Consider the following 22116-nt stretch of genomic DNA (forward strand, 5'->3'; position numbering starts at 1 on the left):
ATTAATGTTATATTCATGATTTGTCATTCTACTTGATTTATCCAAAAAAATAATTAATTTTACACTCCAAACACAACTAACTACAATGAGTCAAAAAACTTTGCTCACATCTACAGAAGTAAATATCATACTTCATCGTTTGGCTTGTCAATTAATTGAAAATCACCTTGATTTTACGAATACTGTCTTAATTGGTATTCAACCACGTGGAACTCAGTTAGCTTCTCGTTTAAAACAAATTTTACAAGAGGAATACAACGTACCAACTGTTGCATTGGGTTTCTTGGATATTACTTTTTTTCGAGATGATTTTCGTCGAGGAGAAACTCTAGAGGCTAATAAGACTCAAATAGACTTTTTGGTAGAAAATAAAAAAGTGATTTTTATTGATGATGTTTTGTACACTGGAAGAAGTATTAATGCCGCTTTATCGGCCATTCAATCTTTTGGTAGACCCAGCGAAGTAGAATTACTAGTTCTTATTGACAGACGCTTTAGCCGCCATTTGCCTATTCAACCCGATTATAGAGGTCGTCAGGTAGATGCCATCAATAATGAAAAGGTAATTGTAAAGTGGAAGGAAACTTCCGAAGAAGATTCAGTAGTCATAATAACAAAATAAAATGAAGGAGTTAAGCGTAAATCATTTACTAGGAATTAAGTATATTACAGAAGAAGATATTCAGCTTATTTTTGAAACTGCCGATCATTTTAAAGAAGTTATTAATCGTCCCATAAAGAAAGTTCCTTCCCTAAGAGACATAACGATTGCTAATATTTTTTTCGAGAACAGTACACGAACTAAACTTTCATTTGAATTAGCCCAAAAACGCCTCTCAGCGGATATTGTTAATTTTGCCGCTTCTAGTTCTTCGGTAACCAAAGGAGAGACATTAATAGACACCGTTAATAATATACTTTCGATGAAAGTTGATATGGTAGTTATGCGACATTCTTCTCCAGGAGCGGGTGTTTTTCTTTCTAAAAACGTAAAAGCAAGTATCGTAAATGCTGGGGATGGTGCTCACGAACATCCTACACAAGCTTTATTGGATGCATATACTATTAGAGAACGTTTGGGAGATGTGGCCGGAAAGAAAATTGTAATTGTTGGCGATATTTTGCATTCAAGAGTTGCTTTGTCAAATATTTATTCTCTACAAAAATTAGGAGCTACCGTAAAGGTTTGTGGACCAAAAACATTAATCCCGAGATATATACAGGATTTGGGAGTTCAGGTGGAGCCTAATCTTCGTAAAGCATTAGAATGGTGTGATGTAGCAAATATGCTGAGAGTTCAAAATGAGCGTTTGGATATTAGCTATTTCCCTTCGACTAGAGAATATGCCATGCAGTATGGTGTCGATAAATCTTTGTTAGATTCTCTAAATAAAGAAATTGTAATCATGCATCCTGGGCCAATTAACAGAGGTGTTGAAATTACCAGTGATGTAGCAGATTCGAAACAATCGGTTATTTTGGATCAGGTTGAAAATGGAGTAGCTGTGAGAATGGCTGTTATTTATTTATTGGCTTCAAAAATTAAATAAAAAAGTTTTTAAATTGGTATTGGTTTCCGTACTTTAGTAAAAGTCAAAAAATAGGAAAAAATCAATGAAAGTAGATCAAAAAGGACATACAACTATTATTAAAGATACAGAAGGTAATTCGAATGTTTTTCTGCAAAAAATTACAGATCAATACAATAGCTTTAAGACAGCAAATCTTATATTAGATATCACACAAGATAAAACCATTGATCTAGCGGCTATAAAACTATTTGAAGATTTATCTAAAAAGCATAAAAAAGGCAAAAAATCATTTGTCTTAGTGGCAGAAGGAATCGATTTTAATGAAGTTCCCGATTCTATCTTGTTGGTTCCTACAGTTTTAGAAGCTCATGATATCATTGAAATGGAAGAAATAGAAAGAGATTTAGGTTTTTAGTAGCGTTAACAGCAATACATTAGAAATATAATATTGATGACCCAAAGTGAATAGTACTTTGGGTTTTTTATTGTAAAATGGCAAAGTATTCTGTTGATTTTACTTGAAAGGACTCAATGAATTTTATTATTCTTCTCTCTAAAGAATAAAAATGAGTTCTATTTATTGGAGTGTTTAAAGGAAAAATTCCCCGCTAAATTAATAACAGGGAATTCCAACAAAAACAATTTAGAAATATTAAATCTGAAAAAAAATTTAATAGACTGATTTTACAAGAGCATTTTGTTTCATACTACTGGTATTCTTAAAACGGGTATGAAAACTAAAAGCTTCTTCAAGAAGGTGAGGTGTGTGGCCACCATGTAGAGAAGCTCTATTGAAATAATCCGTTAATTCTTCTTTATAATCTGGATGGGCACATTTTTCTATGATTAGTTTAGCTCTTTCTCTTGGGGCTAAGCCTCTAAGATCTGCTAAACCTTGTTCGGTTACTAAAATATCAACATCATGTTCGGAGTGGTCTACATGGGAAACCATCGGGAGTACATGAGAAATAGCATTGAATTCTTTAGATGCAGACTGTGATACGAAAATACTTAGGTAAGCATTGCGAGCAAAATCACCCGAACCACCAATACCATTCATCATTTTCGTACCCGAAATATGAGTAGAATTTACGTTTCCGTAGATATCAAATTCAATAGCTGTATTGATAGCGATAATTCCTAATCGGCGGATAACTTCGGCGGAATTACTAATGTTTTGTGGTCGAAGAATTATTTTGTCTTTATAATCATCAAAATGATCTAAAAGGTGTTTGTAGCATCCTTCGGAGACAGTAATCGATGAAGCCGAAGCAAAATCCATCTTTCCGGAGTCAATCAACTCAAAAGTACTGTCTTGCAATACTTCGGAATACATGGTTAAGTTTTTAAAATTTCCTTTGGCTAAACCAGACATCACTGCATTGGCTACTTTTCCAATTCCAACTTGCAATGGCATTAAACTAGTGGTCAATCTTTTTTCTTTGATTTCATTTTCAAAAAAATCGACAAGGTGTTGCGCGATTGCAGTTGTTTTTGCGTCGGGTTGCGAAAGTTGAGCAAAACTATCTGAAAGTTCAGTAAAAACAATTCCTACTACTTTTTCCGGATCAATGATGATGAAGTTTTCCCCGATTCTTGTATCGGAAGCCGTAATGTTTATCGGTTTTCTATTAGGATAGTTTTCTTGTATAAAAATATCGTGTATTCCTTTGAATTTTAAAGGTATAGAAGTGTTTATCTCAATAATGATTTTATTAGCTAACTTGGCGAAAGTAGCTGAATTTCCAACGGAAGTAGTTGGAATAATGTTACCATTTTCGTCGATATAAGTAGCTTCAATTACTGCAAAATCAAGTTGAGGCAAATGTTTGTTTTCTAACAATTCGGCGGTTTCACTCAAATGTTGATCAATAAAGTAGATGTCTCCTTCATTGATTTTGTTTCGTAAACCTGCATCAGCCTGAAAAGGCATTCTCTTGTAAAGAGCATTATTTTGAGCAAGGTCTGTATCTGTAGTTAATCCAAGGGAAGCTCCCGTTATGAGTGTAATTCCAATCGACTCTTTTTCGGCACGTTTTGCAAATGCCGGAAGTACTGCCTTACTGTCCCCGGCTTTAGTGAATCCACTAGAACCAACCACCATTTTATCTTCAAAAAAACTAGCAGCTTGTTGCGCGGAAATTATTTTGTCTTTGTAACTTTGATACAAAATTCTGTCATCTGTCATAAAATCGATTTATTAAAAATTAACTAAAAAGAATAGATAATTTAAAGTTTAATTTTTTGATTTTAAATTTTAATTATTTTGATTTCACAATTTTATGAAAAGAATAAGCTGTAATAATATTATTATAAGCCATAAAAATATTCATTTCAGACACCGTCAATGATGAAAAACAATCAAGAAAAATATTACACTCAAGAAGTAGATGTAGATCCGGAGAGTATTTATTGCCACCACGATTTGATGGGAGAATTACTTATTCCAACACACAAACATGACAAAGCACAGTTGTTGTATGCTGAGGGTGGAATTGTTTATGTAACTACTGAAACTAAAACCTATTTTCTTCCTGCAAGACATTTTATGTGGATTCCTAGTGGTGTTGAACATAGTATTCATCCAAGTTCTGAGGATGTAATGATGCGCAATTTGTATTTTCCGAATGAGATCGATGACGAAGTTTTTTATTCAAAAGAAGGGATTTATCCCGTAAATGATTTGTTGCTTCAAATGATGTTGTTTACCAATCGTTGGAATGGTGATTTGAAAAAAGAGAGTCGAAATTTTAGGATTGCTTTGGCCATCAAGGCTATTTTACCTCAGATTTGTGGTATAAATCTTCCCTTGGCTTTGCCTTTTCCTAAAGAACAACGTTTGGTGAAAATTGTAGCCTATATTGATGATAATTTATCTGAAAATATCCATTTTTCCTCTTTAGCTCAAAAATTTGGTTTCAGTGAGCGCTCTTTGTATAGGTTGTTTCAAAAGGATATGGGGATGTCTTTTATTCAGTTTTTTACCATAAAAAGGATGCTTAGAGCATTAGAACTTCTGATAGAAACCAAACTTACCGTTAACGAAATTGCTTTGGCAGTAGGGTATAACAGCCCACCTACTTTTAGTAATACTTTTTATAAGATATTAGGACAACGCCCTTCTGATTATCTAAAAGGTATGGAGATATTAAAACAAAAATAAAAAGGATTACTTGTTGTAATCCTTTTGTTTAATACGCCACCAATGCCATTTTACACCATCATTTGCAATATATTCTTCCATAAATTGCATGCCTGCTTTATTCAAAATATGATTTGAGGCGTCATTTTGATGATGGGTATACGCATGTAGCTCTTCTATATTCATTTTTTTAAAGGCATGGTCGAACCAAGCAAAAGTTGCTTCTGTGGCATAGCCTTTACCCCAAAAAGGTTCGTTTAGACGATACCCATAATCGTAAAAATTAATATTACTATTTTCGGGTTGTTCTGTAACGAATTTGATTCCTGTCCAACCAATAAATTCTCCTGTATCTTTTAGAATAGTAGCAAAACGACCAATATTATTTTGTTGATATTGCCCTTGTACAAAGGCAATCGTTTTCTTTATTTCTTCAATGTCTTGACTAGGATTTTGCCAAAGATATTGGTGTACCTTTGGATTGCTATCCATTTCGAACATTGCTTCAGCATCGCTCAATTCGAGCGGCCGTAGTATAAGGCGTTTTGTTTCTAAAATAAGATCCATTTTAATTTAAATCGGCAGCATGTTTAGAGGATAAACAAGGTTCTGCATAATCAATTGTACCTTCATTTTGAAGTTTTTCCAAATATTGATTAATGATTTTGTAATCGTTATCATATTTAACTTCAATCACAAAAAAAGTATCTGTTACTCCTTCTGAATCACAATGAAGCTTCACAAATTCGTTTCTTAAATCCTCTACATTAGTTTGATTGTCTACCACAGCGATTTGAATCACAGAATTTCCAGAACTTTCAATAGTATCTTGATAGAATAATGTTTCTCCATCATGACCAATTTCAACAGAAAAAATATCATCAGGAGCAATTAATGCGCCATAAAATGGAATATTAACCAATCTGTATAAGGCTTCTTGTTCATCTATGACTTCGGCCCACATTGTTTCAACTATATTTTCTTCTAAAACATCGCTGTAATAATTGAAACTTACTTTTTTACAATTATCATAAAAAGAGTCGTCCATTATTCGGCCAATTTATCCAAAGTATAAGCAATTAAAGCATCTACGGCTTTGTAAGGATCCTCGCTAAAAGTACCAGTTGCACGGTTGGCGATGATAGCGTTTAAGGATAAACATTGGTGCCCTAAAAGTTTACCTAGCCCGTAAATAGCTCCGGTTTCCATTTCAAGGTTAGTCATTCGAATGCCATTGTAATTGAAGGCGTCCATTTTGCTATTTAGTTCAGGATCTTGAATATCTAAACGTAAAACACGACCTTGTGGACCATAAAAACCTCCGGCAGTTCCTGTAAAACCTTTGTGGATTTGATCACTTTCTAAACGTTTTTCTAAAACTTCGCTACCAGCAATAACATATGGTTTACCTTTTCTCATATCCCAATTGGTTTGCTCGATAAACGCGTTTTCCATTTCAGTTTCAGAAATAGGATCGATTAGATAAGAGCGTAACATATTGTCTAACCCTAATCCGTATTTAGACATGACAAAGCTATCACAAGGAATGTCTGCTTGTAATGATCCAGAAGTTCCGATTCTTACAATATTTAATGAGGTAAGATTTTCTTTGATGGTTCTAGTTTCTAAATCAATATTAACTAAAGCATCTAATTCGTTCATTACAATATCGATATTGTCTGGTCCAATTCCCGTTGACATTACGGTAATGCGTTTGCCTTTGTAAGTACCTGTTTGTGTTTTGAATTCTCTCTTTTGAGTAGAAAATTCAATAGAATCAAAGAATTGAGTGATTTTTTCAACACGGTTTTGGTCTCCAACGAAAATAACATCGTTTGCGACTTGCCCTGGTTTTAAATTGATGTGGTATACACTACCATCTGGGTTTAATATTAATTCTGATGAAGCAATCATAATTTTTTTGTTAAATGGGTTAATCATTTTTGTTTTTGAGTAAAGAACTTATGGTGTTAACCACCAACTCGTTTTACTTTAAAACCTTTATCTTTTAGTATTGTCATTATTTTATCACGATAGTCACCTTGAATAATGATACAGCCTTCCTTAAAACTGCCGCCAACACTCAATTTTGTTTTGATTTCTTTGGCTAAAATTTTAAAGTCTTCGTCTTTACCTTCATAGCCTTCAATGATTGTAATAGGTTTTCCTTTGCGTTTTTCATATTTACAAATCATTGGTGATGCTTGAACATATAACTCGTGTTCTGATTTCAAAATTTCTTCTGGTTCAGATTCGATATGGTCAGGGAATAGGTTTTTTAATTGATCTTTTAAATCCATTCTATAAAATTATAAAAAATAAAAGTACGGATTAATTAAATCCGTACTTCATTTCGTATTTCGTTAGGATTACTTTTTAATTAATCCTAACTCAACCAATCTTTCATGTAAAAACTCTCCAGCTGTGATATCCTCATATAATTTAGGATGATCAGCATCGATACATTCAGGAAGACAGTTTAAAGACATGTCGCTTACTGGATGCATAAAGAAAGGTATAGAGTAGCGAGAAGTACCCCATAATTCTCTTGGAGGATTAACTACTTGATGTATAGTCGATTTTAATTTATTGTTCGTATGACGAGAAAGCATATCACCAACATTGATCATTAATTCATCGTCTTGAGCAATAGCATCAATCCATTCTCCATTGTGGTTTTGTACTTGCAACCCTTTACCTTGAGCACCCATTAAAAGTGTGATCAAGTTAATATCGCCATGAGCAGCAGCACGAACAGCTCCATCTTTTGGCTCATCAGTGATAGGAGGGTAGTGAATTGGACGTAAAATACTATTACCATCTTTGATGTATTTATCAAAGTAAAATTCATCTAAACCGATAAATAATGCTAAAGCTCTTAAAACATAAACACCAGTTTTTTCTAGCATTTGATAAGCTTCTTTACCTACTTCGTTAAAGTGAGGTAATTCAGTAACTGTTACATTTTCAGGGTATTCTCCAGCATATTTTGAACCTTCGGATACATATTGGCCAAAATGCCAGAATTCTTTTAAATCTCCGGTAGAACGGCCTTTGGCTGATTCTTTTCCAAAAGAAACATAACCTCTTTGTCCTCCAATACCTGGGATTTCATATTTTTCTTTCACTTCTAGAGGCAAGTTGAAAAAGTTGCGTACTTCGTTGTACAAATCTCCAACTAATTTGTCATCTAAAAAGTGACCTTTTAATGCTACGAAACCAATCTCTTCGTAGGCTTTTCCGATTTCATTTACAAATTTTTGTTTACGTACCGGGTCATCCGATAGGAAATCACGTAAGTCAACACTAGGAATTTTTTGCATTGTCTTAGTTTTTGTTAATAACTTAAATTTGGCAAATGCCTTGATATCACAAATGTATATATAAAAAAGTTATAACTATTTTAAAAGTTATTAACAATTTAAAAAAATATAACATTTACAGGCTTTGCTGTTATTTTTTTATATTTTTGAGGCATTAAAAATTGTACAGATGAATTTTGAAAGAAAAGAGCTTTCTAACGCTCAATTACTCGATTTATATAAGAAGATTTTAAAGCCTCGTTTGATTGAGGAGAAAATGTTAATCTTAATTCGCCAAGGTAAAGTTTCTAAGTGGTTCTCTGGAATAGGTCAGGAGGCTATAGCCGTGGGAATTACCACAGCATTAGATAAGGACGAATATATTTTACCAATGCATCGAAATCTAGGTGTTTTTACGACTCGTGAAATTCCTTTGCATCGTTTGTTTTCACAATGGCAAGGTAAGCGAAACGGTTTTACTAAAGGTCGTGACCGTTCTTTTCATTTTGGAACTCAGGAATATCATATTATTGGAATGATTTCGCATTTGGGACCTCAAATGGGGGTTGCAGATGGAATTGCTTTAGCAAATAAACTAAAACAAAACGGAAAAGTAACGGCAGTTTTTACTGGCGAAGGCGCTACTTCGGAAGGTGATTTCCATGAGGCACTTAATGTTGCCTCTGTATGGAATTTACCAGTATTATTTGTTATTGAAAATAATGGATATGGTTTATCTACTCCAACCAATGAACAATATCGTTGTGAAAATTTAGCGGATAGAGGAGTTGGTTATGGAATGGAAAGTCATATTGTAGATGGTAACAATATTTTAGAAGTTTATACTTTAATTTCAGAATTAAAAGCTTCGATGAAAGATAATCCAAGACCTATTCTATTGGAATTTAAAACTTTTCGTATGCGAGGCCACGAGGAAGCAAGTGGGATCAAATATGTTCCTCAGGAATTAATGGACGTATGGGCTGAAAAAGACCCTGTCGAAAATTATAGAAAGTATTTGAAATTGACCATGGTGCTTTCTGATCAAGAAGACGAATTGATTCGTGCTGAAATCAAGAAAGAGATTGATGAAGATTGGGCTAAAGTACAAGAAGAACCGGCTATTGTTGCCGATTTAGACGAAGAATTAAATGATGTTTATTGTCCTTGGGAACATGAACAAATTGATCATTTTGAAGAGTTTGAAAACATTCGTTTGATTGACGCTATTTCTCAAAGTTTGAGTCAGTCGATGGAGCGTCACTCTAATCTAGTGATTATGGGTCAAGATATCGCAGAATATGGAGGCGCTTTTAAAATCACCGAAGGTTTTGTAGATAAATTTGGCAAAGAACGTGTTCGTAATACTCCTATTTGTGAAAGCGTTATTGTTTCTGCAGCAAACGGATTGTCTATTAATGGACATAAAGCTGTGGTAGAAATGCAGTTTGCCGATTTCGTTTCTACGGGATTTAATCCAATAGTAAATTTATTAGCGAAACAGCATTATCGTTGGCAGGAAAAAGCTGATGTTGTAGTGCGCATGCCTTGTGGAGGAGGAACTCAAGCGGGACCTTTTCATTCGCAAACTAATGAAGCTTGGTTTACAAAGACTCCAGGTTTAAAAGTAGTTTATCCAGCTTTTCCATACGATGCAAAAGGATTATTAGCTACCGCAATTAACGATCCTAATCCGGTAATGTTCTTTGAACATAAATTGTTATACAGAAGTATTTATCAAGACGTACCTAAGGATTATTATACGTTACCTTTTGGTAAGGCTTCTTTGCTAAAAGAAGGGGAGCAAGTGACCATAGTTACTTTCGGTGCGGGAGTACATTGGGCTTTGGAAACATTGAAAAAAAATCCTGAAATCTCTGCTGATTTATTGGATTTAAGAACTTTACAGCCACTAGATTGGGAAGCAATTTACGCTTCGGTTAAGAAAACAAATCGAGTGATTATACTTCAGGAAGATACTTTGTTTGGTGGTGTAGCAAGTGATATTTCTTCTATGATTATGGAGAATTGTTTTGAGTATTTAGATGCTCCGGTTCGCCGAGTAGGAAGTTTAGAATCAGCTATTCCGTTCATGAAATCGTTAGAAGATCAATATTTACCAAAAGAGCGATTTGAAAAAGAATTGAAAGAACTTTTGGCCTATTAATTAAAAATACACGGAGATTTTAATAAAAAGTAATCCCGTTTAAGCAATTAAGCGGGATTTTTTATTAGTAACAGTTGTTATTAGAATTCGTAAATTATTCAGAATTATATAGATTGTAAAGTATTTTAAATATTCCAATTAAATTTCAAATGAAAATTATGATGTAAAAAAAAGCCCGGTAAAACAATACCGGGCTTTTTTATAAAATAAATTTAAATTTTAAACACAGAGGTTAGTCTATTTAAGTTTATCCTTTTATTCATCATCTTCGTCAGAGTCTTCGTCATCAGAATCAGCAACGTCATTTTCTTCTTCTTCCTCGTCGTCGTCACTGCTTTCGATTTCTAATTCTTTTAATGCGTCCAAAGAAACATCGGTTGTTACCAATTCTTCGTCTTCATCATAGTTTTCAATTCTGTCGGCAAGTTTGGTGCTTACTTTTACTAGGTAGATAGTATCCTCGGTACGAACTTCAACAGCTTCAATCGATTCATTTTTTGCATTTTTAAATCTAATGATGTCTGAATCATCATAACCTTCAGGAAATTTCTCTACCAGTAAGTTTAAAATTTCACTTGTTAATTTTGAATAATCAACGATAACTCTTTTCATAAAATGGGGATCTTCTATATATTATTGACCTAATACGTATGCAAATATAAGAGGTGCAACGATAGTTGCATCAGATTCTACAATAAATTTTGGAGTAGTAATGTCTAATTTACCCCAAGTAATTTTCTCGTTAGGTACTGCTCCTGAGTAAGAACCATAACTAGTCGTTGAATCTGATATTTGACAGAAATACGCCCAGAATGGAACATCGTGCATTTCTAAATCTTGATACAACATAGGAACTACACAGATAGGAAAGTCACCGGCAATACCACCACCAATTTGGAAGAATCCGATTCCTTTTCCTGAGCAATTTTCTCTGTACCAATCGGCTAACCACATCATGTATTCGATACCACTTTTCATAGTTGTAGCGGTAAATTCACCTTTAATACAGTAAGAAGCAAAAATGTTACCCATTGTACTGTCTTCCCATCCTGGAACTACGATTGGAAGATTTTTTTCAGCAGCAGCTACCATCCATGAGTCTTTTGGATCAATTTCATAGTATTGTTCTAAAACTCCTGAATTAATCATTTGATACATGAATTCATGAGGGAAATATCTTTCTCCAGATTTATCAGCTTTGTTCCAAATATCGTATAAATGAGATTGTAAGCGACGGAAAGCTTCTTCTTCAGGAATACAAGTGTCCGTAACACGATTGTAATGGTTTTCTAATAAATCCCATTCCTCTTGAGGAGACAAATCACGGTAGTTAGGAACTCTTTTGTATGAATTATGAGCTACTAAGTTCATAATATCTTCCTCTAAGTTAGCTCCTGTACAAGAAATAATATGTACTTTATCTTGACGGATCATTTCAGCTAATGATTTTCCCATTTCGGCAGTACTCATTGCACCAGCTAATGTGATCATCATTTTTCCGTTGTCTAACAAATGTTCTTCATAGCCTTTAGCGGCATCAACTAAAGCTGCAGCGTTAAAGTGAAGGTAGTGTTTTTCAATAAACTGACTAATAGGTCCTTTGCTCATTTTGTTTGTTTTCTGCTTAGATAGCAAGTTATTACTTTTTGTTGTATCCTAAAATTTCTAAAATATCTTCTGCTTTTTGTTGTTCAGAGAACACCTCGGTTGCAAAAATTCCGTTTTTATCTTTGTCAATCAAGATATGTTTTGGTTGCGGCAAAATACAGTGATGTAAACCACCAAAACCACCAATAGTTTCCTGATAAGCCCCAGTGTTAAAGAAACCTATATAAAGAGGTTTTTCTCTGTTATATTTAGGTAAATACACCGCATTCATATGTTGTTCGGAATTGTAATAATCGTCTCCGTCACAAGTTAAACCTCCTAAAAGTACCCTTTCGTAGGTATCGTTCCAGCGGTTAACAGCCATCATTACAAAGCGTTTGTTGATCGCCCATGTATCCGGTAAGGTTGTGATAAACGAAGAATCAATCATATTCCAGTTTTCACGATCATTTTGTTTCTTTTGGTACAATACTTTATATATTGCTCCTCCAGATTCACCTACGGTAAATGAACCAAATTCTGTAAAAATGTGTGGTACCGGAACATCCGCTTCATCACAAGCAATTTTAATTTGGTTTAGGATTTCATCAACCATGTATTGGTAATCGTATTCAAAAGCTAATGAACTTTTGATTGGGAAACCACCACCAATATTTAAACTATCTAATGTTGGACATTCTTTTTTCAGCGCAATGTATACTTTCATACATTTTAACAATTCATTCCAATAATACGAAGTATCTCTAATACCAGCATTAATAAAGAAGTGAAGCATTTTTAATTCTACTCTTTTATTGTCTTGAATTTGTTTACGGAAAAAAGGAACAATGTCTTTGTAGCCAATTCCTAATCGAGAAGTATAAAACTCAAATTTAGGTTCTTCCTCGGCTGCAATTCTAATTCCGATTTTAAATTTACCTTCAATTTCTTCTTGCAATAAATCTAATTCTTCAAAATTATCTATTACAGGAATCGTGTTTTTATGTCCGTTATTAATTAAGCGCGCAATATTGGTGATGTATTGATCACGTTTAAAACCATTACAAACCACAAAGGTATTTTTATTGATTTTTCCTTCTTCCATTAATCGCTCTACAATATCAATATCGAAGGCAGAAGAAGTTTCAATGTGGATGTTGTTTTTTAAGGCTTCGTTTAAGATAAACTCAAAATGCGAACTTTTAGTACAATAGCAGTAAAAATACTTAGCTTCATAATTGTGTTTTTCCATAGCATTACGAAACCACATTTTGGCTTTGTTGATGTTTTCGGAAATTTTAGGAAGGTAGGTAAATTTTAAAGGCGTACCATATTGTTCTACTAATTTCATTAGATCAATTCCATGAAATTGTAAGTTGTCTTTATTTAAAGTAAATTCTTCTTGAGGGAAGTAAAAAGTTTGATTGATTAAATCGAAATATTTTGTATTCATTTAGTTATCAGTATTTTGTAATTAAAAATAATAAAAATTCTAATACAAAATTTTTCAAACTCTGATATTCGCAAATTCAATTTCTAATTCACTGTAGGTTTTCTGATTAGTTGCGTATAATCTGTGGGCATCCCATTTAATGACAGTCACAATTTTTAAGACAGCATTAGATATTTCCAGAATTGTTTCCTGAAAAGTCTGAAATCTTCTCCAATTATTGTGTTTGTTCATGCGGGCAAATTTAAAAAATTAAATTTCGTATATGAAAACAAAAAAACAAAAAAACGCTATAAATTATAATCACTAAAAGATTTTGTAATTACTTCATTATTAGCGGTTTGATTGATTTTTATATCTCCAATTCTATTTAGTAATGCAAATTGTACTTTTCCGTATTCATTTTTTTTGTCGTGAATTAGTAAATCGATGATAGAATTTTGATCATTAGCATCGAAAAATACGGTTCCATAAATTTGTTGTAAATGGTGTTTGATTTCAAGATATTCTTCTTCTTTTAGTAACCCTTGTTGAAAAGAGATAAAAGATTCTAAAATCATGCCGACTGCAATAGCTTCTCCGTGAAGTAATGCTTCTTTTTCAGGATGTTCTAATAAATAAGTTTCTATGGCGTGTCCTAGAGTGTGTCCAAAATTCAACGCTTTTCGAATTCCGTTTTCGGTGGGATCTTGAGTTACAATAGCATTTTTTATAGAAACAGATTCGGCAATTAATTCATCTAAAGTATCAAAATCGATATCCGAAAGTTTTTTGAATTTTTCCCAATGCGATTTTTTTGCAATCAAACCATGTTTTAGCATTTCGGCTAGGCCAGAACGCATTTCTCTTTGGGATAAAGTTTCAAGAAAAGAAGAATCAATAAGTACCATTTCAGGGTTGGTAATAGTCCCAATCTGATTCTTTAGTCCGCCAAAATCTACACCATTTTTACCGCCTACAGATGCATCGACCATAGATAATAGTGTGGTTGGAATGTTTATAAACGCTATTCCTCTCTTAAAGGTTGAAGCTATAAAACCTCCCATATCGGTTATAACTCCACCACCTACATTAATAATTAGGCTTTTTCTGTCGGCACCTAATTCCAATAAAACACTCCAAATTTGTATGCAGGTTTCAATGGTTTTATTTTCTTCTCCGGATTCAATTTCAATAATTTCAAACGGTGTGTTTGTTTCTACTAGAGGTAAAACTTTTGGTAAACAATATTCATTGGTGTTTTCATCGACAATGAAGAAAATTTTCGAAAAAATTTTCTCGTTTAAATACGAATTAAGTCGCAAATATGCTTCATTATTAAAGTGTATGTCGTAACCGTTTGCCTGAATAGAGTTCATTTCTCAGAGGAGTGTTAAGTGTAGTGCAAAATAACGTAAAAATAGTGTAATATAATAATGAGGAGTTTTATATTTGCATAACCTTATGTGAATAATCATGGATAAAATTTTTAACAATACACAAAACGCTTTTTCACTGAAAAGTGATACCGAATTAGAAAGAGCTTATTTTCTTTTTAAATTAATAGATTCAGAACCTTTAGTAAAAATAGGTACTGCGGTTACCAACTTTGCTTTAAAAGCCCATCTTCCAGTAGAAGGATTAATTAGAGCGACTGTTTTCGATCATTTTTGTGGCGGAGTTTCAGAAGACGATTGTATTCCTGTAGTGGATAAAATGTTTACTAAAGGAGTTTCTTCTGTATTGGATTATTCAGTAGAGGGGAAAGAGGATGAAGCTGCTTTTGATGAAGCAATGAATAAAACGTTGAAGATTATCAATTTTGCTAAAGAAAAAGATGCTATACCTTTTGCCGTTTTCAAACCGACTGGTTTTGGTAGATTCGAATTGTATCAAAAATTAGGTGAAGGAAAATCTTTAAATGAAACAGAGCAAGCGGAGTGGAATAGAGTAGTAGAACGTTTTGATAGAGTTTGTAAAGCCGCTCACGATAACGATATTGCTTTGTTAATTGATGGTGAAGAGAGTTGGATGCAAGACGCAGCCGATAATTTGGTTGCTGATATGATGCGTAAATACAATAAGAAAAAAGCAATTGTTTACAATACGTTACAAATGTATCGTTGGGATCGTTTAGATTATTTGAAAATCTTACACCAACAAGCGCAAGAGGAAGGCTTTCATATCGGAATGAAACTAGTTCGTGGCGCTTACATGGAAAAAGAGAACAAACGTGCCGAAGAAAAAGGATACAAATCGCCAATATGTGCTTCTAAACAAGCTACAGATTATAACTACGACGATGCAGTAGCATTTATGGTAGAACACATAGATACTATGGCTATTTTTGCAGGCACTCACAACGAAGAGAGTTCGTATAAATTAATGGAATTAATGGCTCACCGTGGTATTGCCAAAAACGATTTTAGAGTTTGGTTTGGTCAATTATACGGAATGAGTGATAATATGAGTTTTAATCTTGCGGCCGAAGGGTATAATGTGGCTAAATATTTGCCTTTTGGACCAGTGAAAGATGTGATGCCTTACTTAATCCGTCGTGCCGAAGAAAATACTTCAGTGGCAGGACAAACTAGCCGCGAATTGACTTTAATTAAAAACGAAAGAGAGAGAAGAAAAGGAAAAAGATAATGAATTTAACCATTTTAGGTTGCTACGCTGCTACACCCAGAACATTTACCAATCCGACTTCGCAAGTTTTGGAAATAAATAATCGATTGTTTTTAATCGATTGTGGTGAAGGAACTCAGGTGCAGTTACGGAAAAATAAAATCAAATTTTCGGCAATTAATCAAATTTTTATTTCGCATTTGCATGGAGATCATGTTTATGGTCTGATTGGTCTGATTTCTACATTCACATTACTGAATAGAGTAACACCATTAACCGTTTTTGGTCCGGTAGGTATAAAAGAAATGATTAAGTTGCAATTGAAACTGGCAAATTCTTGGCCCCAATATGAACTCACTTTTGTGGAATTGTCTTCTACAGAATCAGAAGTAATCTTTGAAGATGATAAAGTGTTAGTTAAGACCATTCCGCTGAAACACAGAGTGTACACCAATGGTTTTTTGTTTCAGGAAAAACCAAAAGAGCGTAATTTGAACATTGATAAGGTTCGAGAATATGAAATTGAGACCTGTTTTTTTCAAAATATAAAAAACGGAAAAGATATTACTTTAGACGATGGACGAGTAATTCCCAACTCAGTTTTAACGTTCGATCCGCCATCTCCTAAAAGTTATGCCTTCTGTTCTGACACATTATACAATGAAGATGTAATACCTATTATTTCAGGTGTTGATGTGTTGTATCATGAAGCTACCTTTTTAGAATCGGAATCTCATTACACAGAACGAACGATGCACAGTACCGCAAAAGAAGCGGCTCGCATAGCCCTTAAAGCAAATGTAGGACAATTAATTTTAGGACATTATTCTACGCGATATGAGTCGATTCAATTGTTTAAAGAAGAAGCGGTCACTGTATTCGAAAATACACTTTTGGCAGATGATGGCGTCTTTTTTGAATTTTAGACAAAGTGTCTTTCGTGGTTTTGACAGCTGTTCAATTTAGTTTTATAACAAAATCAGTACATTATGGAAGATTTGAGCAATTATAGAAAATCGTACGAGAAAAGTGAATTATTGGAAGCCAATATTCCAGAGGATCCAATCAATTTATTCAATGTATGGTTTCATGAAGTAGAGGAGTTTGGTGGTGTAGAAGAGGTGAATGCGATGACGGTTTCAACGATTGGATTGGACGGTTTTCCAAAATCTCGTGTGGTTTTGCTCAAACAATACACTTACGAAGGCTTTATATTTTATACCAATTATAATTCGGAAAAAGGAAAAGCTATTGAAGCAAATCCTAATATATGTCTGTCTTTTTTTTGGCATTCATTAGAGCGTCAGGTAATTATAAAAGGAAGAGCACAAAAGGTAGCCGAAAATATTTCAGATGGTTATTTCGAATCACGCCCGGAAGGAAGTAAACTGGGAGCAATTGTTTCTAATCAAAGTGAAGTCATTCCGTCTAGACTGTTTTTAGACGAAAAATTAAAACAATTAGAAATCGAATACCAAGGAAAAAAAATTTTAAGACCCAAACATTGGGGAGGGTATTTGGTTGTACCTCAGGAAATTGAATTTTGGCAAGGACGCCCTAATCGATTACATGATAGAATTCGGTATCAATTATTAGAAGACTTTTCATGGAAAATTGAGAGATTGTCTTCTTAAAACGTAAGTATTATCTTTAATTTATATAGAAAAAACGCATTTCATCGATTTTTTTTGGTACTTCATCGATAATTGATGTATATTTGAACTATCAAAATGATTCAAAAACAAGTTTGATACCCAAATTTCCAAAAACATTCTAGGGATAGGATGTTTTTAAAAGAAATTACACACAATTTAATTATTGTGTTTTAAAATAGTTAGTTTTTTAGTTTGTTTATTTGATTGTTAAAGTGCCAAAGGTTCCCCAAACTATGGCACTTTATCTTTTTAGTACCTTTTAGTACCAACGCTTCTTGTTCTTTTTAGCGTTTTCAGATTTTCTAGAATTTTTTGCCTTTGATTTTCCGCTACGGTTATTAGAATTCGCCTGAGGCTTTGCAGCTTTGTCTTCTGTAGTTTTTTTAACCGTTCCTTTCCAAGGAAAAGGATGGTCTTCCATAGTTTTTACTTTGGCTTTGGTTAGTTTCAGAATGTCTTTCCAATATACTTCTTCGTCTTTTGAACAAAAAGAAATAGAAAGGCCACTATTTCCGGCTCTTCCGGTTCTTCCTATACGATGAACATAGGTTTCTGGAATATTGGGTAAATCAAAATTAATGACATAAGGAAGAAGTTCGATATCAATACCACGAGCTGCCACATCAGTAGCAACTAAGATATCGATTTCTTTATCTTTAAAGGCGTTTAAGACCCTTTGTCTAGCATTTTGTGATTTATCACCATGAATAGCTTCTGCTTTGAAGTTATTCTTTTGTAACGATTTTACAATGTTATCTGCTCCATGTTTGGTACGGGCAAAAATAAGTACATTTTTAAGGTCTTCTGTTTGTAATAAATGCAATAATAATTGCTTTTTTTCGGGTTTATCTACAAAATAAATTTGTTGTCGAACCATTTCTGTCGTAGATGAAACAGGAGTAACCTGAACTGTGGCAGGATTATGTAAAAATTGATCGGCTAATTCTCTAATGGCTAGAGGCATAGTAGCAGAAAATAGCAAGGTTTGTCTATTACTTGGCGTAAGTTTTATAATTTTTTTTACATCATTGATGAAACCCATGTCAAACATTTGGTCCGCTTCATCTAAAACTAAATGGTGTAAATGATCTAAATCTATAAATCCTTGCTTGTGTAAATCCAATAATCGACCAGGGGTTCCTATTAATATATCGACTCCTTTTTTAAGTTGATCCACCTGAGCGTTTTGAGAAACACCTCCGAAAATGGTTAATTGAGTTGTATTTAAATATTTTCCATAGGTTTCAAAAGCTTCACCAATCTGAATTGCCAGTTCGCGAGTAGGAGTAACCACAAGAGTTCTAATTTTTTTTCCTTTCGATGATTTACTCACTAAAGGATGCAATTGACTGAGGATAGGAATGGCAAAAGCAGCAGTTTTACCGGTTCCGGTTTGAGCGCAACCTACTAAATCGTTGCCTTCCATGATAATTGGAATCGCTTTTTCTTGAATAGGAGTTGGAGTTGTGTAACCTTCTTCGGTAACGGCCAATAAAACGCTTTTGGAAATAGATAAATCTTGAAACTGCATATAAAAATTTTATGCAAAGATAGTCTAAATTAGTTTGTCGAATACGCTTTAATGAAATCGGTTACCAGATAGCCGATGAGTTTACCTATTAAATGATTGTTTTTGTCTTCTCCCAATGAAGGTGCACCTTCGCAAATATGAAGATACGCCGCATTTTTGTGATTGCCAAAGTAATGAATAAATTGTCTTAATTCTTCAACGGAAAATCCACTAAGCGTCATTGCACTGGAAGCAATACCAGGAATAGCATCCAAATCGATTTCTATTCCGAATGCCTCTTGTTTGATGAATTCTAAGGCTTGGAATAGTTCTTGTGAAAAACTTTTTTGAGAGCGTATTTTAATTTCGTCGTAAGTATTGTATTTGACTCTGTCTTTTAATGATTTTAAATTATCTAAAACATTTTTGGAAGAATAACTTTCATGTAATCCGAAAATGAAATAATTTTTCAAAAAACCTTCATCATACGCATACGAAAAGCCGTTTCCGCTATGTCTTCCTTCTAAAATTCTAAAATCAGAGTGAGGATCAAAATTAATAGCATTTATGGGTTTTCCTTTAGCAAGGGCAGTTCCCTTAATGTTTCCATAAGCATTATTGTGTCCACCACCAATGATTATGGGGGTTTTACCAGCTTTTACAATATGAAAAATGATATGTGATACTTCTTTGTCTATTTGCTCAACTATTTTAAAAAGCTTTTTTCGATCTTCGGGATTATTTTCATCAAGTAGTGCAGCAGCTTCTATTTCTTGTGAAGTATCAACCTGTCCTAAGACTAAAATAGAATTTCCTTTGCAAAATTTATTGTGTTGAATGTTAGCAATGCTCGCAATGGCACTTTTCCAAGCCGATTCGGCACCAGCTCTTCCTAAATTAGCTCTAACTCCCACATCTTCAGGGATTCCAAGGATAACGAATTGGGCTTCACAATTTTTTATAAACTCAAAGACGTTTTCATCTTTGGGGACAATTAGCATCTTTTCTCCAAATTTTATTTCTCCGTTTCTAAAGTTTGTAATTTTTGCTAAATCAGATTGTTTAAATCGAATTAAATTGTCCATTGATGTAATTTCTGTTGATTCAAAAATACTATTTTTATGGAAACTTACGTTATAATTTGCAAACTGAAATAAAAAATATAAATTAGCGATTCAAATTAATTATAAATTACCTTAATTCTAGTTATGGAACAACCAGTTAGTAAAGAAAAACAAAGTAACAGTAATTCAAGTTTAAAAGCAATTATAGCAGTTTTAGCATTGTTATTGATTGGTAGCCTTGGATATATGTATAAGTTAAGTACCGATAATAAAGAAACAATAAATGTTTTAGAGACCGAAAAATCTGCTGTAATGAAAGATTTGGAAGCTTCTAAAGCCTCTTTGGACGAAGCTATTGCTAATAATACAAGCATGTCTGAGGAGTTAATTGCTGAACGTGATAAAGTTCAGAAATTAATGGAAGAAGTTGAGAAATCTAAAGGAGATGCTCAGAGTTTAGCCAAATACAAAGCAGAGGCTGCAAAACTTAGAGAAAAAGTAGCTGCATTAATGAAAGATGTAGAAGTTCTTAAACAAGAGAATTCTAAGTTGACTACCAAAATTGACAGTACTAATGTTGTATTAGCAGATTCTAGAAGAGCTAATGATACTTTGGTTTCTAAAAATGATTACTTGGCTAAAACTGTAGAAAAAGGATCTAAATTATCAGTATTGAATTTACAAACTACTGCGGTTAAGCAAAAAAGTTCTGGAAAACAAGTAGAAACGGATAAAGCTAGTAGAGCAGATGTTTTGAAAGTTAGTTTTATGATTGCTGAAAATCAAATTGCTAAATCGGGAGATAAAACGTATTATGTTCAAATCATTGATAGTAAAAACAATGTTTTAGGAGATAAAAAGACAGAGACTTTTGGCGATAAGACTTTAACATATAGTTTTATTTCAACGGTTAAGTATGAAAATAAAACGGTAAAAGTTGAAAAAGATCTTCCAGTGAGTAATATTACAGAAGGTACTTATTTTGTTTACATTTTTGATAAGGCAGAATTAGTTTCGAAATCAAGTTTTATTTTGAAATAAAAGATATCTATAAAGACAGATTTTCTAAAATTTAAAAACCACCTAACCAATTTTGGTTAGGTGGTTTTTTGCGACTACTTAAAATTAATGAAGAGTGTTTATTTAAACGATAATTTTGTGCTTTATATCGAATTTATTTAAGAGTAAGACTACAAAGCTATACATTCGTTAGAAGTTTGCTTGGTTTTAATAATATAAAACATAAATATTATTATGGGTTTAAAAAACGGTCTCAAAAGAGACCGTTTTTTTTTTATTAAATAAGTTCTAGTGATAATAGCAATAACTTTATTGTGTAATAATAAATTATTAGGATAGGTTTTTATAGACTGTATACTGTACAGCATAGATGATCGGTAAAGTGAAAATAATCCCTACGCAAAAAGCAATTAATCCTACAAAAGCAAAAATATAACCCAATAGTAATAAAATTAATACCGTAAAAAAGTTCTTAGAAACTAATTGAGTACTTTTTGAAATAGCTTGTATAGCATTAAGCCTTTCAAATAATATAAGTGGTAGCATGATAAAGGTTAAAACACTTATAGGGAAAGTGATACAAATGGCTAAAATATTACCAAAAAGAGGCATGCTGCTCGTTAAATAATTGTTGATTGCGGTAGTGATAAGGGTAATTAGCGAAGTGGCTAATACAATATGAATGAATCTATCGGAGTTCACATAAAACCAAATAGAAGAAAACTTTACTTCTTCATTGTGATCCACTTCATGACACATTTTTTGTATTCCGGCAATAAAGGGACTAATAAGTGCTGTGATGATAGTAATAACGCCAATGTAAATTAAATTGTCTTGAAATGATAAGGTTTCAGGTTTAAAGTTTTTCATTTTTTCTGAAAAACTTTCAATATCCACAAAGAAACCAATACCGGAAATAGATGCAATAGAAAGAATAGCCATGATTAACAATAATCCTAGGCCACCGGGTAATGCAATTTTTTTATATATTTCAAAAGATTGGTTAATAGCTTCTCCTAAATCAAACGCTTTTTTTTGTTCTTTCTCAAATGATTCAAATTCTGACATTTTTTTTAATTT

23 protein-coding genes are annotated in these 22116 nt (G+C 33.2%); 9 read left to right on the plus strand and 14 right to left on the minus strand.

The window, feature by feature from the left end:
* Positions 1-85 precede the first annotated feature (85 nt).
* From pyrR to NAT50_RS04655, 3 genes are all read left to right on the plus strand, one after another.
* Complete coding sequence (pyrR, locus tag NAT50_RS04645; protein WP_250591916.1) at positions 86-622, plus strand: bifunctional pyr operon transcriptional regulator/uracil phosphoribosyltransferase PyrR; 537 nt, start codon at positions 86-88, stop codon at positions 620-622.
* A 1-nt stretch (position 623) separates the two neighbouring features.
* On the plus strand, positions 624-1550 hold the full coding sequence (locus NAT50_RS04650; RefSeq protein ID WP_250591917.1) for an aspartate carbamoyltransferase catalytic subunit: 927 nt from the start codon (positions 624-626) through the stop codon (positions 1548-1550).
* A gap of 64 nt (positions 1551-1614) precedes the next feature.
* The gene (locus tag NAT50_RS04655; protein WP_250591918.1) at positions 1615-1947 is read left to right on the plus strand and encodes a ribonuclease Z; all 333 of its coding nucleotides are present in this window, start codon (positions 1615-1617) and stop codon (positions 1945-1947) included.
* 255 nt (positions 1948-2202) lie between these two features.
* On the opposite strand, the gene NAT50_RS04660 is transcribed toward NAT50_RS04655, so the two are convergent.
* Positions 2203-3720, minus strand: coding sequence for a succinate CoA transferase (locus tag NAT50_RS04660; protein WP_250591919.1), 1518 nt, complete (start codon positions 3718-3720; stop codon positions 2203-2205).
* A gap of 162 nt (positions 3721-3882) precedes the next feature.
* Here NAT50_RS04660 and NAT50_RS04665 point away from each other — a divergent pair, with 162 nt between their 5' ends.
* On the plus strand, positions 3883-4695 hold the full coding sequence (locus NAT50_RS04665) for a helix-turn-helix transcriptional regulator (protein WP_317236671.1): 813 nt from the start codon (positions 3883-3885) through the stop codon (positions 4693-4695).
* A 6-nt stretch (positions 4696-4701) separates the two neighbouring features.
* Here NAT50_RS04665 and NAT50_RS04670 read toward each other — a convergent pair whose 3' ends face one another.
* From NAT50_RS04670 to NAT50_RS04690, 5 genes are all read right to left on the minus strand, one after another.
* Positions 4702-5241, minus strand: coding sequence for a GNAT family N-acetyltransferase (locus NAT50_RS04670; protein ID WP_250591921.1), 540 nt, complete (start codon positions 5239-5241; stop codon positions 4702-4704).
* A 1-nt stretch (position 5242) separates the two neighbouring features.
* Entirely contained in the window at positions 5243-5722 is a 480-nt protein-coding gene (locus NAT50_RS04675; RefSeq protein ID WP_250591922.1) for a DUF4265 domain-containing protein, read from the minus strand.
* Positions 5722-6588, minus strand: coding sequence for a nucleoside phosphorylase (locus tag NAT50_RS04680; RefSeq protein WP_250592034.1), 867 nt, complete (start codon positions 6586-6588; stop codon positions 5722-5724). Before NAT50_RS04680 ends, NAT50_RS04675 begins: the two co-directional genes overlap by 1 nt.
* Positions 6589-6644: 56 nt before the next feature.
* Positions 6645-6974: a translation initiation factor gene (locus NAT50_RS04685; protein ID WP_250591923.1), complete on the minus strand. Its 330-nt coding sequence runs from the start codon at positions 6972-6974 to the stop codon at positions 6645-6647.
* Between the two features lie 69 nt (positions 6975-7043).
* Positions 7044-7997 carry an isopenicillin N synthase family dioxygenase gene (locus NAT50_RS04690; RefSeq protein WP_250591924.1) on the minus strand — a complete coding sequence of 318 codons (954 nt, stop codon included), beginning with the start codon at positions 7995-7997 and terminating at the stop codon, positions 7044-7046.
* 169 nt (positions 7998-8166) lie between these two features.
* Here NAT50_RS04690 and NAT50_RS04695 point away from each other — a divergent pair, with 169 nt between their 5' ends.
* Entirely contained in the window at positions 8167-10143 is a 1977-nt protein-coding gene (locus NAT50_RS04695) for an alpha-ketoacid dehydrogenase subunit alpha/beta (protein WP_250591925.1), read from the plus strand.
* A 255-nt stretch (positions 10144-10398) separates the two neighbouring features.
* Here NAT50_RS04695 and NAT50_RS04700 read toward each other — a convergent pair whose 3' ends face one another.
* From NAT50_RS04700 to aroB, 5 genes are read right to left on the minus strand one after another with little or no spacing between them, the layout of a single operon-like run.
* Positions 10399-10755, minus strand: coding sequence for a DNA primase (locus tag NAT50_RS04700; protein ID WP_250591927.1), 357 nt, complete (start codon positions 10753-10755; stop codon positions 10399-10401).
* 21 nt (positions 10756-10776) lie between these two features.
* Positions 10777-11751 carry a deoxyhypusine synthase family protein gene (locus NAT50_RS04705; RefSeq protein ID WP_250591929.1) on the minus strand — a complete coding sequence of 325 codons (975 nt, stop codon included), beginning with the start codon at positions 11749-11751 and terminating at the stop codon, positions 10777-10779.
* A 31-nt stretch (positions 11752-11782) separates the two neighbouring features.
* Positions 11783-13183: an arginine decarboxylase gene (locus NAT50_RS04710; protein WP_250591931.1), complete on the minus strand. Its 1401-nt coding sequence runs from the start codon at positions 13181-13183 to the stop codon at positions 11783-11785.
* Positions 13184-13237: 54 nt separating this feature from the next.
* A complete protein-coding gene (locus tag NAT50_RS04715) occupies positions 13238-13414 on the minus strand; it encodes a hypothetical protein (RefSeq protein ID WP_250591933.1) in 177 nt (58 codons plus the stop codon).
* 56 nt (positions 13415-13470) lie between these two features.
* Entirely contained in the window at positions 13471-14538 is a 1068-nt protein-coding gene (gene aroB, locus NAT50_RS04720) for a 3-dehydroquinate synthase (protein WP_250591935.1), read from the minus strand.
* Between the two features lie 97 nt (positions 14539-14635).
* On the opposite strand from aroB, the gene NAT50_RS04725 reads away from it, so the two are divergent.
* From NAT50_RS04725 to pdxH, 3 genes are all read left to right on the plus strand, one after another.
* A complete protein-coding gene (locus NAT50_RS04725) occupies positions 14636-15808 on the plus strand; it encodes a proline dehydrogenase family protein (RefSeq protein WP_250591937.1) in 1173 nt (390 codons plus the stop codon).
* The gene (locus NAT50_RS04730; RefSeq protein ID WP_250591939.1) at positions 15808-16713 is read left to right on the plus strand and encodes a ribonuclease Z; all 906 of its coding nucleotides are present in this window, start codon (positions 15808-15810) and stop codon (positions 16711-16713) included. Before NAT50_RS04725 ends, NAT50_RS04730 begins: the two co-directional genes overlap by 1 nt.
* Before the next feature lie 63 nt (positions 16714-16776).
* On the plus strand, positions 16777-17421 hold the full coding sequence (gene pdxH / locus NAT50_RS04735) for a pyridoxamine 5'-phosphate oxidase (protein ID WP_250591941.1): 645 nt from the start codon (positions 16777-16779) through the stop codon (positions 17419-17421).
* 280 nt (positions 17422-17701) lie between these two features.
* On the opposite strand, the gene NAT50_RS04740 is transcribed toward pdxH, so the two are convergent.
* Both NAT50_RS04740 and NAT50_RS04745 read right to left on the minus strand, forming a co-directional pair.
* Entirely contained in the window at positions 17702-18973 is a 1272-nt protein-coding gene (locus NAT50_RS04740) for a DEAD/DEAH box helicase (protein ID WP_250591943.1), read from the minus strand.
* 29 nt (positions 18974-19002) lie between these two features.
* Positions 19003-20037 (minus strand): formimidoylglutamase, encoded by a 1035-nt coding sequence (locus NAT50_RS04745; RefSeq protein WP_250591945.1) that lies wholly within the window; start codon positions 20035-20037, stop codon positions 19003-19005.
* Positions 20038-20160: 123 nt separating this feature from the next.
* Here NAT50_RS04745 and NAT50_RS04750 point away from each other — a divergent pair, with 123 nt between their 5' ends.
* Complete coding sequence (locus NAT50_RS04750) at positions 20161-21057, plus strand: GAS domain-containing protein (protein ID WP_250591947.1); 897 nt, start codon at positions 20161-20163, stop codon at positions 21055-21057.
* Between the two features lie 309 nt (positions 21058-21366).
* Here the strand turns inward: NAT50_RS04750 and NAT50_RS04755 are convergent, their stop codons facing one another.
* Positions 21367-22104: a hypothetical protein gene (locus tag NAT50_RS04755; protein ID WP_250591949.1), complete on the minus strand. Its 738-nt coding sequence runs from the start codon at positions 22102-22104 to the stop codon at positions 21367-21369.
* Positions 22105-22116 lie beyond the last annotated feature (12 nt).

The organism is Flavobacterium luminosum (assembly GCF_023635005.1).
Classification (GTDB): Bacteria; Bacteroidota; Bacteroidia; order Flavobacteriales; family Flavobacteriaceae; genus Flavobacterium; species Flavobacterium luminosum.